Origin of the sequence: uncultured Lactobacillus sp., assembly GCF_902491705.1 — a bacterium.
GTDB lineage: Bacteria > Bacillota > Bacilli > Lactobacillales > Lactobacillaceae > Lactobacillus.
Window position 1 is genome coordinate 1 of the sequence record NZ_CABUIW010000051.1, and the last position, 16530, is coordinate 16530.

General features: G+C 32.9%; 14 protein-coding genes and 2 pseudogenes. 13 read left to right on the forward strand and 3 right to left on the reverse strand.

Going from position 1 to position 16530, the window contains the following annotated elements; genetic code table 11:
- Positions 1 to 66 precede the first annotated feature (66 nt).
- Both RDN22_RS08855 and hflX read right to left on the reverse strand, forming a co-directional pair.
- A pseudogene (locus RDN22_RS08855) lies at positions 67 to 222 on the reverse strand (CAP domain-containing protein); the annotation flags it as partial.
- 72 nt (positions 223 to 294) lie between these two features.
- Complete coding sequence (hflX, locus tag RDN22_RS08860) at positions 295 to 1566, reverse strand: GTPase HflX (protein WP_308557587.1); 1272 nt, start codon at positions 1564 to 1566, stop codon at positions 295 to 297.
- 167 nt (positions 1567 to 1733) lie between these two features.
- Here hflX and RDN22_RS08865 point away from each other — a divergent pair, with 167 nt between their 5' ends.
- The 13 genes from RDN22_RS08865 (at position 1734) to RDN22_RS08925 (ending at position 15455) form a co-directional block, all read left to right on the forward strand.
- Positions 1734 to 2783 (forward strand): LCP family protein, encoded by a 1050-nt coding sequence (locus RDN22_RS08865; RefSeq protein WP_308557589.1) that lies wholly within the window; start codon positions 1734 to 1736, stop codon positions 2781 to 2783.
- Positions 2784 to 2802: 19 nt separating this feature from the next.
- A complete protein-coding gene (locus tag RDN22_RS08870) occupies positions 2803 to 3681 on the forward strand; it encodes a Wzz/FepE/Etk N-terminal domain-containing protein (RefSeq protein ID WP_308557591.1) in 879 nt (292 codons plus the stop codon).
- 18 nt (positions 3682 to 3699) lie between these two features.
- A complete protein-coding gene (locus RDN22_RS08875; RefSeq protein WP_308557592.1) occupies positions 3700 to 4479 on the forward strand; it encodes a CpsD/CapB family tyrosine-protein kinase in 780 nt (259 codons plus the stop codon).
- Complete coding sequence (locus tag RDN22_RS08880) at positions 4479 to 5249, forward strand: CpsB/CapC family capsule biosynthesis tyrosine phosphatase (RefSeq protein WP_308557594.1); 771 nt, start codon at positions 4479 to 4481, stop codon at positions 5247 to 5249. Before RDN22_RS08875 ends, RDN22_RS08880 begins: the two co-directional genes overlap by 1 nt.
- Positions 5250 to 5285: 36 nt before the next feature.
- On the forward strand, positions 5286 to 5936 hold the full coding sequence (locus tag RDN22_RS08885) for a sugar transferase (protein ID WP_308557595.1): 651 nt from the start codon (positions 5286 to 5288) through the stop codon (positions 5934 to 5936).
- Between the two features lie 29 nt (positions 5937 to 5965).
- Positions 5966 to 6739 carry a DUF4422 domain-containing protein gene (locus tag RDN22_RS08890; protein ID WP_308557609.1) on the forward strand — a complete coding sequence of 258 codons (774 nt, stop codon included), beginning with the start codon at positions 5966 to 5968 and terminating at the stop codon, positions 6737 to 6739.
- Positions 6740 to 6755: 16 nt separating this feature from the next.
- Positions 6756 to 7775 (forward strand): glycosyltransferase, encoded by a 1020-nt coding sequence (locus RDN22_RS08895; RefSeq protein WP_308557597.1) that lies wholly within the window; start codon positions 6756 to 6758, stop codon positions 7773 to 7775.
- Between the two features lie 50 nt (positions 7776 to 7825).
- Complete coding sequence (locus RDN22_RS08900) at positions 7826 to 8923, forward strand: glycosyltransferase (protein ID WP_308557598.1); 1098 nt, start codon at positions 7826 to 7828, stop codon at positions 8921 to 8923.
- Positions 8924 to 8938: 15 nt separating this feature from the next.
- The gene (locus RDN22_RS08905) at positions 8939 to 10249 is read left to right on the forward strand and encodes an O-antigen polymerase (protein ID WP_308557600.1); all 1311 of its coding nucleotides are present in this window, start codon (positions 8939 to 8941) and stop codon (positions 10247 to 10249) included.
- A 21-nt stretch (positions 10250 to 10270) separates the two neighbouring features.
- Positions 10271 to 11311: a glycosyltransferase family 2 protein gene (locus RDN22_RS08910; protein ID WP_308557602.1), complete on the forward strand. Its 1041-nt coding sequence runs from the start codon at positions 10271 to 10273 to the stop codon at positions 11309 to 11311.
- Between the two features lie 19 nt (positions 11312 to 11330).
- The gene (glf, locus tag RDN22_RS08915) at positions 11331 to 12443 is read left to right on the forward strand and encodes a UDP-galactopyranose mutase (RefSeq protein WP_308557604.1); all 1113 of its coding nucleotides are present in this window, start codon (positions 11331 to 11333) and stop codon (positions 12441 to 12443) included.
- Positions 12444 to 12448: 5 nt separating this feature from the next.
- Positions 12449 to 13882 carry a flippase gene (locus tag RDN22_RS08920; RefSeq protein WP_308557606.1) on the forward strand — a complete coding sequence of 478 codons (1434 nt, stop codon included), beginning with the start codon at positions 12449 to 12451 and terminating at the stop codon, positions 13880 to 13882.
- 106 nt (positions 13883 to 13988) lie between these two features.
- Positions 13989 to 15455, forward strand: coding sequence for a hypothetical protein (locus tag RDN22_RS08925; protein WP_308557608.1), 1467 nt, complete (start codon positions 13989 to 13991; stop codon positions 15453 to 15455).
- A 94-nt stretch (positions 15456 to 15549) separates the two neighbouring features.
- On the opposite strand, the pseudogene RDN22_RS08930 reads toward RDN22_RS08925, so the two are convergent.
- A pseudogene (locus RDN22_RS08930) lies at positions 15550 to 16434 on the reverse strand (transposase).
- Positions 16435 to 16530 lie beyond the last annotated feature (96 nt).

Here is a 16530-nt window from a genome sequence, read left to right on the forward strand (position 1 = left end):
ATTTAGCCATAATAAAACCCCCGAAATTCATGTCCGAATTTCGAGGGTCACCACAAGGTAACGGTTTTATTTTGCTTTGTCTAAAGATCTAAACATATATGTATAATGCTTGCTAATTTCTACCTTATATTTATGTGTATTAACTAGCTTAATCTTACCTAGGCGATAAGTAATCGTCGTGGTATATCATTCACCATAGAACATTGTCTTGGAGTTGCGCATTTAAACGCAATACAATGTAAATATTGCAGCCAAGAGTAACAGTAAATCCTTTTTCTTCATTTATACCTATTGTTAGTTATTAGCCAAGTATTCTTTAAAGCGACCTTGATCGTCTGGCGCAATATTGGCTTCAATATGAACGCCATCTTCTTCGTAGTTTTCGCTTAAAACTTGTGCATTCTCGTGCAAGTATGCGAGTTCCTTACCAGCACTGAGCGGCAAAGTTAAGCTGAACTTCTCATAATTAGAGAATACACGCTTGGTGATCAAGTTGGCTAGTAATTTGATCGACTTAGGGTCGATTGCGGAATAAAGGATGTCGTTTCCTTCAATCTGTGGGTAATTGCGATCAGTCTTGTCGGCCTTGTTGTAGGCGGTGATCATAGGGATGCCCTTAACGCCGATTTCATCAAGAACGTTCTGCGTGGTGCGGATCATTTGCACCATGTTAGGGTCGGAAGCGTCAACGACGTTGATCAAAAGATCGGCGTCACGTGTTTCTTGCAAAGTGGCCTTGAATGATTCGACCAAGTTGTGTGGCAATTTAGAAATAAAACCGACAGTGTCTGACAGAATGAAACTGAAATTATCCTTCAAATCGATTCTGCGCACACTCGTATCAAGCGTAGCAAAGAGCATGTTCTTAACAAAGACTTGCTTGTCGTCACCTTCTTTAGAAAATTCCTTGAGCAGACCGTTCATTGTGGTCGACTTGCCGGCGTTGGTGTAGCCGACTAGGGCGACTTTAGGGATGCGGCTTTGGTTACGACGAGCAGATTTAATCTCTTCTTGGCTAGCCACAGCCTTAAGTTCCTTCTTAATAGCAGAAATTTGCTTGCCAATTGTCCGGCGGTTCATTTCCAATTTACTTTCACCGGCACCACGGTTAGCGAAGCCACCACCACGCTGCTGGTCCAAGTTATTTTCGGAAGGGTGAAGACGTGGCAATTCGTATTGTAATCTTGCTAATTGAACTTGCAATTTGGCTTGCTTAGTTCTGGCACGACTGGCGAAAATTTCCAAGATTAATTCAGTCCTGTCGATTACGCGCATCTTGGTTAACTTCTCAAGATTACGAATCTGCACTGGAGTTAATTCATCGTTTAAGACCAAGACTTTTGCTTTCAAGCCTTGTGCCATAGTTCTGATTTCGTTGATCTTGCCGACACCGAAGTAGGTTCCGGCAACGATTGATTCCGCATTTTGATAGCTTTGACCTACGACTTCCATGTTGTCGGCTTCAGTTAAGTTAGCCAGCTCAGTCATGTAGTAATCAAAGTTTGGATCGTTTAGATTTACGCCTGCAATGTAGGCTTTAGTTTTTTTAGGTTGATTATCAATCATAAAAACACCTCGCTATTAAAATTTACATGTAAATTAATTGTATTACATATTCAATATTTTATGAAAAAATGCGATTATTTAGATTAGAAAACTGTTACAGGTCTAGCCAAATTGAAGGGTATGAGTATATAATAAGAAAGTTGTATAAAGTATTAAGAGGGATAAAAATGACAGAAAAAAATCAACCAAATACTAATACGCACCGTCATCATAAACATCATCGTCATCATCATCGTAAGTTTTGGCGTTGGTTTTGGATTATACTTGGTGTTATCATTGTCATTGCACTTTTTGCTTGTGGAATGATCTACAAGAATTTACGTGATACTACACAAAATATGTATACTCCAGTTACTAAACAAACTAAGAGTAATAAAGGACGTAATCTTGATAATTTACTAGCGCAAAAGAAACCAATTAATATTCTTTTGCTTGGTACTGATACTGGAGCAATGGGACGCAGTTGGAAAGGACGCACTGATACCATCATGATGATGGCAATTAATCCTAAGACTGATAGTACATCAATTGTATCTATTCCGCGTGATTCTAACGCGATCTTTCCAGATTTCCCACAATATGGCGTAACAAAGATTAACTCAGCTTATACATTAGGTGGAGTTGGTGAAACAATCAAGACACTTGATAAGTATTACAGTGTACCAATTGATGGTTACGTTATGATTAATATGGGTGGTCTTAAGAAAGCAATTGATCAAGTTGGCGGAATTGATGTAACTTCACCATTAACATTTGATAACATGGGGTATCACTTTGAAGAAGGTAAGACTTACCATATGAATGGTAAGAAAGCTTTAGCCTTTGCTCAACTTAGACATGGTGATCCGCGTCAAGATTATGGTCGTCAAGATCGTGATCGTCGTATAATTATGGCTCTTCTTAAGAAATCAATTTCACCAACAACTTTACTTAACAGTGATTTCTTAAACTCCATTTCAAATGAAATGCAAACCGATTTAACTATGAATCAAATGTATAAAATCGGTATGGATTATAGAAAAGCTACCGATAATTTGTCACAAGATCATGCTCAAGGTGTAAGTAAACAAACTGAAAATCCTAAGTTCGGCACAATGGAAATCGAGGTAATCAGTAAAGCTGAGAGACAGAGAGTTTCAGATAAGTTAAGAACCGCTCTTGGTCTTTCTAAAGTTAAGGTGGCTAATGAAGATTCTAGCTATGTTATGAATCGCTAGTATTTAAGGAAAGAGAGATATGGAACAACAAAAAGAACAAGAAAATACAATTGACCTTACTCAATTGCTTCGCATATGCCGTAAGCATATTTGGGCATTAATTCTTTGGAGTGTGGGTCTTGCGCTTGTAGGCTGGGGAATTTCATCATTTGTAATTTCACCTAAATATACTTCAACTGCTCAATTATTGGTTAACCAAAAAAATCGTAATAATGATCCTAATGCAGCCTATACTACTCAACAGGCTAATATGCAAATGGTTACTACATATAAAGATATTGTAACTAGTAATAAGATCTTAACAGAAGCATCAAACCGTTTGGCTAATCCAACTGTTGTAGTAAGAAAAGCTAGAAAAGCGGTATATAGAGTTGATCAAACAACAGGTAGAAGAAAATTAGTTAGGAAAGCACGGCCTGCTGTGATTAGCAGAAGTGGTAAAAGTTATTCAATCTCTGCAAAGGAACTTGCGACAAGTATTTCGGTTGGAACTCAACAACAATCTCAAGTTTTTTCAATTTCTGCAAAAGCTGATAATCCGGATAAGGCCAAAGCTGAAGTTAATGCAGTAGCTGAGACATTCAGCAGGGAAATTCCCAATATTATGAGTGTTAATAACGTAACTATTGTGGCACGTGGTACTAAGGGTGTTCAATCATCACCTAATGTAAAATTATTTACCTTGGCTGGATTTTTAGTTGGGCTAGTATTGAGCTTAGCTGTAGTTATGATTCGTGAAATGAGTAATACTACTGTTCGCGACGATGATTTCTTGACTAACGAATTAGGTTTAACTAATTTGGGTCAAATTGCTCACTTCCACTTATCATCTTCGTTCACTATCAAAAAGAGTACAAGTGCGACTAAACGTGAACAAACTAAGAGACGCAGAGTATAATAACTATAGGAGGATGAAATGGCATTATTTAAAAAAAAGCGTGGTACAGATGAAACCATTATTAATGGTGCTAAGTTAATCACTGTAGCTAAGCCTAAAAGTCCAGTCGCTGAACAATTCCGTACGGTTCGCACTAATATTAACTTTATGGCTGTTGATCATGACATTAAGTCTCTAGCATTTACTTCTGCCAATATTAGTGAAGGTAAATCAACTGTAGCTGCTAACGTTGCTGTTACTTACGCTCAAGCAGGTCGCAAGGTGTTATTAGTTGACGCGGATATGCGTAGACCTACAGTTCATACTACATTTAATTTAAGCAATCATGTTGGATTAAGTACCGTAATTTCTTCAAATGCAAAAGAAGTTGAGTTAGATAGTGTTGTACAAGAAAGTGGAATAGATAATCTTTATGTCTTAACTGCCGGCCCAATGCCGCCTAATCCTGCTGAACTAATTGGTTCAAAGCGGATGCGTGACTTTGTTCAACTTACTGAAGATCATTTTGATTTAGTTATCCTTGACTTGGCTCCTGTTCTTGAAGTATCTGATACACAAGAGCTTGCCAGTCATTTAGATGGAATCGTCTTAGTAGTTCGTCAGGGTAAAACTCAAAAGATGGCAATTAAACGTGCTGTTGAAATGCTAGAATTTGCCAAGGCGCACATTCTAGGCTACATTATGAATGACGTTAGTTCAGATAATGCTGGCTATGGTTATGGATACGGCTACGGTTATGGCTATGGATATGGTGAAGAGAAACAGAAAAAAGGCTTTCTTTCAAGGTTTAAGAAGTAATGGTCTTAGTTGATATTCACTGTCATATTCTGCCAGGAATTGATGATGGATCTAAGGACTGGGAAACTTCAATTAAGTTGGCAAGGAATGCTGTAAAAGATGGCATTACACATGCTGTGTGTACGCCTCATACCTTAAATGGCAAGTATACTAATCATAAAGATGATGTCATTCGCTTGACCGAGAATTTCCAAGATATGCTTGATGATGCTAAGATTCCATTAACGGTATTTCCTGGACAAGAAGTGCGAATCTCGGGTGACTTACCTGAAGCGCTTGATAATGATGATATCCTTTTCTTAGATGAAGCAGGGCAATACATGTTATTGGAATTCCCTAGTGATGATGTGCCAACTTATGCTAAAGACATGATCTTCAATATCCGGCAGCGCGGCATTACACCAATTGTGGTGCATCCGGAGCGAAACAGCAGGATCTTGCAAGAGCCACAAATCTTGCAAGAATTGATTGAACAGGGATGCTTAGTTCAGATCACTGCAAGTTCTTATGCTGGTACGTTTGGACAAAAAATAGAAGAAATGAGTCGTCGCTTCATTGAAGCAGGACAATGTGCTTGCTTTGCATCAGACGCTCATGATTTGCCTAAACGACAATATGAATATGGTGCTGCATTAAAGAAGTTGGACGCTGAATTTGGAAGTAGACGTGTTCAAGAGTTTAAAGATAATGCACGTGCAATTGTGAATGGAGATAATGTTCAATTAAACTGGCAGCCGCTTAAGAAAAAGAAGAAATTTTGGTTATTTTAAGACGATATAGAGTGGATGGAAAAAGGAATGATATATATGAAAGATACCAGAATACAAGTGGATGAAAGTAAGGTTCACGGTAGATATTTCTATCATTCTGTTAAACGTATCTTTGATTTTATGGCTAGTGGGTTAGCTTTAATTATTTTATCACCGCTATTTCTATATTTGGCAATTCGAATTAGACATGAAGATGGTGGTCCAGCTTTCTATTCACAAGAGAGAATTGGGAAAGATGGTAAGCCATTCAAGATGTGGAAGTTCCGTTCAATGATCGTAAATGCTGACCAGATGCTTGATAAGTTAGCCGATCAAAATGAAGTTGATGGAGCGATGTTCAAGATCAAGGATGATCCAAGAATTACCAAGATTGGTCATACTATCAGAAAGTATAGTCTTGATGAATTACCACAACTCTACAATGTCTTAATTGGTGACATGTCATTGGTTGGACCTCGTCCGCCTCTACCTTCAGAAGTTGAAGAATACACTGATTATGACAAGCAAAGATTGATGGTTATGCCAGGCTGTACTGGTCTGTGGCAAGTAACCCGTCGTAATGAGGCCGACTTCGATGAAATGGTCTGGCTTGATATTGTTTATATCAATCATTCCGGCTTGTGGGAAGACTTTAAGTTGATTATTAAAACTGTGGGTGTGATTTTGCATCCGAATAGTGCGTATTAGGAAATTAGTTTGAAGGGTGAGTGATTAACATCAAAACTGTAATAATGGTAGCTGCACACAAAGAATTTCCTATGCCCACAGCCAAAGGATACATGCCTGTTCTAGTTGGTGCGGCGAATAATTACAAACCGGGAATTGAATATCAAAGAGACGACGAAGGAGATAATATATCTTCTAAAAATCCAAACTACAATGAACTAACTGCAGTTTATTGGGCTTGGAAAAAATTGAAAGATGTGGATGCTATAGGTCTTGTACATTATCGGCGTTTCTTTTTTGATGCAAAGCCATATTCATTGGATAATGTAATGGATATTAAAAAAATCGATAATTTATTAAGTAAATATGATGTGATTCTTCCTAAAAAAAGAAATTATTATATTGAAACAAATTATTCTCATTACATACATGCCCATCATAAAGAACCAATTGATAAAACTAGAGAAATTATAAGCAAATATTACCCACAATATTTATCAAAGTTTGATGAAGTGATGAATAGACGTAAAGCCCATATGTTCAATATGTTCATTATGAAGAAAGATGTTTTTAATTCTTATTGCAGTTTTATGTTTGGTGTATTGAGTCAGCTTGAAAAAGAAATTGATATTTCAAGCTATTCAGTTCAAGAAGCAAGAGTATATGGATATATTTCAGAATTATTAATGGATGTTTGGCTTGAAAATAATGCATATTTATATACTGAAATTGCATGGGGACAAATAGGTGGAAAAAGCACCATAACAAAAGCAATAGCACTTGTTAAACGAAAAATAGGAATTAGAACAAAAACACATTTTTGAGAGTTTAAATATTACTATGGAAAATAAATTACAAGAATTAAATGAACAAGTTAGTTTTATAGTCCCTGTTTATAATAAATCTGTTGAACAATTTAAGCTTTGTTTAAATTCAATAATATCTCAAAATAAATTTATAAAAGAAATATTAGTAATTGATGATGGGTCTAAGGCTGAATTCGGAAAAGATTATGCAACAATATCAAAAAAAATGGGTGCTAAATATATTTATCAAAATAATAAAGGAGTGAGTTTAACAAGAAACAGAGGTATAAAAGAAGCATCTGGAAAGTATATTGCATTTGTTGATGCAGATGATGTTTTGCAACCAGAGGCAATTCAGCGTACAGATTTTGATAAAAATCCTGATTTGGTAATTTATGATGTCATAAAAAGATCACCGAGCTTTTCTGATGATAAATTATTTTCTTTTCCTAAAATGCAAATATATCCTAAGACAGAAGAATTACTAAAATATGTATTTAGTGAGAGCCTGATTAATTGGAGTGTAGCCAAGTTATACTCCAGAAAATTTTTGCTAAAAAATAATTTATATTTTAATTCTGATTTAAAACAAGGTGAAGATCTTGATTTTGTGGTTCGGGTAATTCTATCCCAACCACATTTAAAATATTTTTCACGTGTAAACTATATTTATAATTTTACAACTCGTACCGGAGATATGAGAATTGAAAAAGATCCATTGGGAAGTTTGCGTGATGCAAAAAAGATTTATAACTTACACATGCAATTGCTAAAACTAATGCCGTCTTCTAATAAAGAAAAATTAAATGAGTTAGTTTGTTCAGAGGCTGTAAAAGAATTATTACGAATAACAACAATGATTTTAATCAAAGACTCGAGGTTTTTCATTAAAAATCATGTAGAATTTCGAGATTATGCAATTGAACTGGAAAATAAGTCGACATATAGCTATTTTTATAAAAAAGGCCTAAAAGCTGTTAAAAATAAGAATTTAATGATGCTATATTTTTATGGGTATTCCAGATTGATTTATCATAAATTGGCAAAAAAATAAGAAAATTAGGAAACAGAAGTAAATTTAATTTTAAGATGAAAAAAAGATTTTTGATTGTAGGCGATTTTTTGGCCGGTAGTGGATTAACAGGAGTTATTTTTAATATTTTCCCCAAAATTTTGAATACTAATATTTGGGATGTTACCGTTATTGGCTATGGAAAAGAAAATAATAAAATTATTGATAAACAGATTCAAAAATTGGGGTGGAAACTGATACGTACACCTTTAGTTACTAAAGATCCAATTCGTCATTGGAAATTTTGGAAAAAATATTTTAAAAAAAATAATTTTGATTATATATACTTCAATTATTCTGCAGCTTGGAATTTTTTACCTGTAAAGTATGCAAAAAAATATACTCATGCTCATATAGCTGTTCATTCGCATAATACTTATTATGGGCATAAATTTAATAATAGAGTATTAATGACCTTGTTAAATGTTTTAAACAATTATGGTAAACGACAAATGTTGCTTAATTCTGATATTAGATTTGCTACTTCTAAAGAAGCAGCAGTATGGATGTTTGGAACTGATAATGGAGTAAACATTAGTCAGAATGGTATAGATTTGGAAAAATATAAATTTGATGCCAATGCCCGTAAACAAATACGAGATAAATATCATATTTTGCCAAAGGATAGGCTTTATGGCTTTGTAGGCGTATTACAACCCCGAAAAAATCCTTTATTTGTGGTAAAACTTTTTTATAAATTATATAAAGAAAATAATAATTCCAAGCTAGTAATGATAGGTGCCGGTGAACTAAAAGATGATATATGTGATGAGATTAAACGATTAAAATTAGAAAAAAATATTATTCTGATTGATTTTTGTAAGGATGTAAATAAGTGGTATTCTGCTATGGATATGCTATTTTTCCCTAGTTTATATGAAGGTCTTCCATTGGTATTGGTAGAAGCACAAGCAAGTGGTCTAAAAATATTGACATCTTTTAATATACCCGAAGTTGTTATAGCTACACCAAATATTTACAAAATGAAAACTTACGATTTGAAAGATTGGATTTTTAAATCCGAGGAGCTATTTTCAGAAAAAATGAATAGGACCATGGATTTTAAAGAACTAAATGATTTTAGTTGTGAACATCAAGCTAAAAAAATAAAAAATGTATTATTTGAATAGCATTGGAGTTATTATATGCTAATTTTATTGATTTCATTAGTGATCTTATTTATATTTTCTTACATAGGAACTGATAAGCAGTTAGCTGCTCCGAGTAGCCTATTTTGTTTATCATTTATTGGGGCGGCTTTTTTTGCTTTATTAAATCAAGAAAAATGGTCATTAATTTTAGATCACCGTACATACTGGATAATTGTTTTAAGTGTTTTTGAATTTGTGCTATTTTCTATAATTATTTGGAGAATATTTAAATATTTCTCGAATAATCAATTATTAACTTATGAATATGGCGAAAACGAAGCCTTAAAAGATATAAATAATTTAAATGGTAAACTTATATTGTTAATAATTATTCAACTAATAATTATTTATCTCATTTCCATAGAATTAAAGCGTGTTACAGGATTATCTAATATTTTTCAGGCAATGTCATATTATAATTTCAATGCAAATAATAATTTGACCATGGATTTAAGTATGCCCAGAAGTATAAACTTGATTTCAAACTTTAGCATAGGAACAGGATTATATGCTGAATTCATAATCGCTAAAAATATAGCAGTTGGTAGAAAACTTAATTATTTTTTGGTACTGGTGGCTTTTTTAGGACTAGTTACATCAATGATATACGGTTCTAGAGGAGGAGCGATAATCGCTTCTTTATCTTTTATAATATATTTGCTAATTGAATTAGGTAGAAAAAGTGGATGGAAACCAATAAATAGTAGTATATACATTAAAATACTTGTTGGCATAGTAACTATATTGATCTTATTACAAGGTACATCCTATTTATTTCAAAGAAAGGGTACCGAAAGTAATCTTTTTGAATACATATCTATATATATTGGTGCAGAAATTAAAAATTTGGATATATTTATTAGAAATGGTCTGTACCCTGTAAAAGGATCTATTTGGGGAGAACAAACTTTTTATAGTTTGATACCTGTATTGGCAAAAATAAAGGGTATTACGGTAAATAAGTATTTTCTAAATATTCCCTTCCAAATGGTTAATGGCTATAATTTAGGAAATGTATACACAACATTTTATTCATGGTTATATGATTTTGGGTATAAGGGAGTACCAGTATTAACAGCCATAATGGCAGTCACATCATCTGTAGCTTATTGTTTTGCTATAAAAAATAAAGAGAAAAATTATTTTGGATCTATATCTGTAATATTTTATGGATATATAGGTTCTTTGGTAGGTCTGTCTTTTTTCTCAAATAAATTTTATGAAGGAATTACCACTTCTTTAATTTATTATTTGCTTACATGGTATATACTGAATCTTTTCTTTAATATTAAATTTAAAAATTGATAAAAAGAAACCGGAGAAAATATGTCTAAGATACTAACTATTGGCGTAGCCGCATATAATGCAGAAAAAACGATATCTAATACTATTGAATCATTATTAGTACCAGAAGTAATGGATAAGGTAGAAATATTAATAGTAAATGATGGTTCAACGGATAATACAAAAGAAATCGTTGAAAGATATGAAAATTTATATCCTGAAACTATAAGAGTTGTAAATAAATTAAATGGTGGTCATGGATCGGTAATTAATAAAACTATTTCGATAGCTAAAGGGATATATATGAAAATAGTAGATGCTGACGATACATTGGAAAAAGAAGGATATGTGGATTTAGTTAATACTCTTCAAAATAATACTGTAGATGCTGTATTATCACCATATTTTACTGCAAATGTAAAATCAAAAGAAAAAAAGTTACATGGTTATTTATTAAATGATGAAAACAGCTTTTACGATAAATTAAAGATAGAATTTAATGAATATTATAAAAACATAAATCCAACGCTTCATTCTATAACTTATAGAACGTCGGTTTTACGTAACAGTAAATGGCGCGTTGATGAAAAATGCTTTTATGAAGATACACAATATAGTTTATATTATTGGCTTGATATAAATGAAATTCTGTTTTTATCTAAACCAGTTTATTGCTATTGGCTCGGAGATGAAAACCAAAGTGTTAACCTAAAAAATAGGCTATCTAGACGACAACAGGCAATTAACGTTGTTTTAGGATTAACTACTTTTTTCAATCTTGAAGAACAAAATATGAGTGTTCAAAAAAGTATGTTTTTTAAGAGAGAAATAGATGGTTATACAACATTTATATATAAACTTTTGATGGCTCTTCCAAATAAAGAGCAGGCTAAAGAAGAAACTAAATTATACGATATTGAGCTAAAGAAAAGTTCGTCAGAGTTGTATAAATGTTTAGGAAAATATGGAACTAGTAAAAAAGTATCTCGTGTTGTCAAATTATTACGAGAATTAAATTGGAAAGGTTACTATATAGTTTATAAATTATTAAATAAAAAAATAATTAAACAAATTACAGTATAAGCAGGAGTAGACATACGGCATGAAATATTTGACAGTGGGATCGGGTCTCTTTGGAGCGGTTTTTGCTCACGAGGCTGCAAGACGTGGAAATAAAGTTACATTGATTGAAAAAAGAGATCATATTGCAGGTAACATCTATACTAAAGAAATAGATGGTATCCAAGTTCATCAATATGGTGCTCATATTTTCCATACTTCAAATAAGATAGTTTGGGAATATGTTCAACAATTTGCTGAATTTAATCGTTACACTAATAGCCCTGTAGCAAATTACAAGGGTCATATGTACAACTTACCTTTCAATATGAATACTTTTAGCGAAATGTGGGGAATTAGAACTCCACAAGAGGCTATGGATAAAATTAATGAACAACGTCAAGAAATGGCTGGTAAAAAACCTCAAAACTTAGAAGAACAAGCTATTTCTTTGATTGGTAGAGATATTTACGAAAAGCTCATTAAGGGCTACACTGAAAAGCAATGGGGTAGGCCATGTACTGAACTACCAGCCTTTATTATCAAGAGATTACCAGTTCGTTTAGTATACGACAATAATTACTTTAATGATGACTATCAAGGTATTCCAATTGGTGGTTATACTAAAATGGTTGAAAAGATGTTAGATGATCCTAACATTACAGTTGAACTAAATACTGATTTCTTTGATAAAAAGGATGAATATTTAAAGAATTACGACAAAGTAGTTTACACAGGTATGATTGATAAGTTCTTTGACTACAAGTTAGGTGAACTTGAATATCGTTCACTTCGCTTTGAAACTGAAGAAAAGAATGTTGATAATTACCAAGGTAATGCCGTAATTAATTACACTGAAGCTGAAATTCCATATACTCGTGTGATTGAACACAAGCATTTTGAATTCGGTAAGGGTGATAAAGATAAAACTATTATCACACGTGAATATCCAGCAGACTGGAAACGTGGAGATGAGCCTTATTACCCAGTAAATAATTCTCGTAATAATGAAATGTATGCTAAGTATGCGGAACTTGCCAAAGATACAGATAGTAATGTGATTTTTGGTGGTCGCCTTGGGCAGTACAAGTATTACAACATGGATCAAGTGATTGATGCAGCTCTTACAGCTGTAAATAATGAATTTGGTGAATAATTTTTATGAAAGTCGTTAGGAACTATCTTTATAATGTAGGCTATCAAGTTCTTGCAATTATTGTTCCACTTATTACATCTGCATATGTTGCACGTGTTCTTCGTCCCGAAGGTGTTGGTGCAAATGCATTTACGAATTCGATTATTCAATATTTTATTCTGTTTGCCAGTATGGGTATTGGATACTATGGAAATCGCCAAATAGCTTATGTACGCGCAGATCGTAAAAAGATGGCTCAAACCTTTTGGGAAATTCAAATTGTAAAGACAATTATGACGCTGGTGTCATATATTTCTTTTGAAATTTTCATGATGTTTTATACTAGACAGGCCGAATATATGTGGGCACAATCAATTAATTTGATTGCGGTGGCATTTGATATTTCCTGGTTTTATGAAGGAATTGAAGACTTTAAAGTTACAGTCTTAAAAAATTCTTTCGTAAAGATAGTTTCGATGATAGCCATCTTCTTGCTGATCAAGAATCCAAGTGACGTAACTTTATATATAGTGGTTTTAGCTATTTCCACATTACTTGGTAACTTAACTTTGTGGCCTAATATTAGACGTGATTTACCAAAAGTGAATCGCAGAATTCTAAATCCTTGGCGTCACTTCTTACCAATGGCAGAATTATTTATTCCGCAGATTGCGACACAAGTCTATGTTCAATTGAACAAAACCATGTTAGGCGGGATGGTCAGTGAAACGGCTTCAGGTTATTATCAATATTCAGATAATTTAGTTAAATTGATTTTAGCCTTGGTTACCGCGACTGGAACCGTTATGTTACCTCACGTGGCTAATGCGGTGTCAAAGGGTGATGTGAAGAAAGTTAATCAAATGTTATATAAGTCATTTGATTTCGTTTCTGGTGTTTCATTTCCAATGATGTTTGGGATAGCTGCTATTTCATTAACCTTGGTTCCAAAGTATTATGGCCCGGGATATGAACCTGTTGGCCCAGCAATGATGATCGAATCGATAGTAATCCTGATGATTGCATGGAGTAATGCACTTGGTGTTCAATATTTGGTCCCTATTAATAGAATTAAAGACTTCACATTTTCGGTTACATTTGGTGCGATAGTAAATCTGATTTTAAATATTCCATTAATTCACTTATGGGGACTCAATGGTGCAATGTGGTCGACAGTTATTTCAGAAACTGCGGTAACTCTATATCAGCTGTGGGCTGTTAGACATTTACTAAGTTTTAAGCGGTTATTCCATGGCATGTGGAAATACTTTATTTCTGGATTAATTATGTTTGTAGTTGTCTTTCGGATGAACAGAAATCTGTCAGAAACTTGGTTAATGATGGGGTTAGAAATAATAGTTGGTGCGGCAGTTTATGGTGTACTAGTAATATTGTTAAAAGCTCCAATTGTTAAACAGGCAAAGGAATTAATTGGTAGTAGATTATCTAAAAGTAATTAATGCTTGTAATTTTTTAATATAACTAATGGTTCTTGGATGATATCTTCTGTAAAGTATTATCGTTTGATAAAATCTGAACTAGTAAATATATTCAATATAATTAAAAATGAAAAGAAAACTTAAGAAAAAAACAAAAAGAAAACTTAAGGAAAAAATAAAAAAAACTGGCATAACATTCCTTGATAATATTGATATATTGCCAATGACTCTCATATATGGATATTTTATAATTTTCCTGTTATTAATAATATTTCTTTATACTTTATATATTGTGGGAGCTTATGCACCTCAGTATCTTAAAGAAATATATAACTTGACAAATACTATTTTATTCATAATGGTTTTCATTAGCTTTATTGCATCTGTAAAGTTTTATCAGTATGCCAAAAACATACGATATTGGCTAGGCAATGTGATTAAGATAATTACTGACCAAATCCCTACATGGATATCTAGATTATTATTTCTTCTTTTAGGCGTCATAGCAGTTTTGGTGCTTAATCAGATGCTTAATCAACTGACTAGAGGTATAGTGAATAAGTTGATTGGGAATATAGTAAATGATTGCTCTAATTATAGTGCACTAATAGCAGGTTTGGGTGGCTTTTGTCTGCAAATAATTATTTTTTCCGTTCCTGATCTCAAAGTATCATTTGTATATAAAAACAAAATAATAAATAATCATAAATTACAGAAAATTAGCGATAGGTCTGTATTAACAGTAGTTACTACAAATAAAGGAAGAGTGAAAGCCACATATAGAATATTAGGAATCTGTGCAGAAAATGAAAAATATAAAGTATATAATAATGGATTGAAATCATATATAGACCAACCGAAAATTTATTATAGAAAAGATAATAGTAATATTCCTATAGGGATGCATGCTATAACTTTAGATGAAAATGAAAGTTGTGTCTATAGTTTACGATTCCAAAAATTCCCTGAAAACAATTTTTTTATTGTATTTCTGGAAATGCCAAATAAATTAATTTTTGTTCCAGCATATGTTAATAGTGACTCAACGCAAAAAAATGCAAAGAATAAAAAGATAGTTAAAAGAAAATGGAGTAAGTTTCCTCTGATATTTCCTATATTTTTGTTAGCGTTAAGTGTAGGATTATATTTTCCTAAAAGAAAAGCAGATAATAAAATAAATGATACTAAAATTAAGACGGAAGTTTTTTGTAGTAAAAAATATTATATTTTACAAGATAAAATGTATCGAACTTCTAATACTTATAGTATTTTTAGTACTTCAGTAAAATTAAGGCGATACCAAATAATAAAAAAGGTTCAAGCTAACAGTAAGAAATATAACTGTTTAGTCGAATTGAGTACGGCCAACACTATAAATCTATATTTTAATAATTGCCGAATAATTACTAACAAAGGAAGAAAATTCAATTCTGAAATTGAGATCTTTAATGTGAAAAGTAAGAAAAAAACTAGAATTTATAGAATAGTAACTAATAAACTAGATGTAGATAATTTTAAAAATATACAAAACATAGAATTAAGTAGTTATAATACCGTTACTAACAAAAAAGATAGCATAACTTTAACGGTATAAAGAGGATTAGTTTAGTATACGCATATTTATTATGAAACTGTCAAATTCTATGTGTAAATAATAAATTCCCCGTTGATAGATTTTGACTTTCCTTTTAATCAAAATATGATTCTAGTGTATCTTGAACCAGACCGAAGACTTTATGGATTCGATTATAGTAGCACTCATTGCATTTCATTACCTGAGTTCCAACAAATATATCAAGCGATTGCTTCTGTTGGGAATTCTGCTTTGGGCTTGGTTTTGCGTTTGCGTTTGATCACGTTATTAAAGGATTCAATCATATTGGTTGAGTAAGTTGATGCTCTGATCTGTTTAGGATAGCTGTAAAAGACCAGCATATCTGGTTCTACTTCTTACAGGTCTTTGATCATTCTAGAATATGCTGGCTGCCATTTTTTGTAGAAAACATGCAGTGTTTTTCTCCGTGATGTTAATGAAGACTGCTTCACGATCGAAAGTGATCCGCTTTAGCGGAACATAAGTGGCATCCAAATAAATACAAAAGAATTTATCGTTTAGCTTGCGCTTGTGATAAGCTTCAATCTTAGAAAGCAGCTGCTTAGAAATATTTGAAACTGCAGCCGGAGAATAGTAGCTGCCATACATCTTTTTCAATCAGATCGGCAATTTCACGCGTGGTAATTCCTTTAGAATACAATTTGATAATGGTTTGTTCTAATTCATCCGTGTGCTGCTTTTAAACAGGCAGAGTATGCTGGTGAAATTCTCTATTTCTGTCTCTGGGAACTTTGATTGCAATGGTTCCAAACTGTGTGTCAATTTTGCGATAGTAGGTACCATTTCTAGAATTGCCAGTATTCCAGCCATCACGCTCATAAGGATCATAACCGAGAAAGGCAGACAGCTCAGATTCTAAAAGATCATTGACAGTCTGAGCAATCTGCTTACGTAAAACATCATTAATTTTATCTTGATTGAATAGTGCATTAGCCATGTTCCTGGTAAAATCATTCATAGAGGAATCTCTTTTCTAGTATGTTAATCTGGTTCTTTGTCAAACATCCTAAAGTATAAGGTGAATAGAAGCATGACGATGCTTTTATTCACCTTT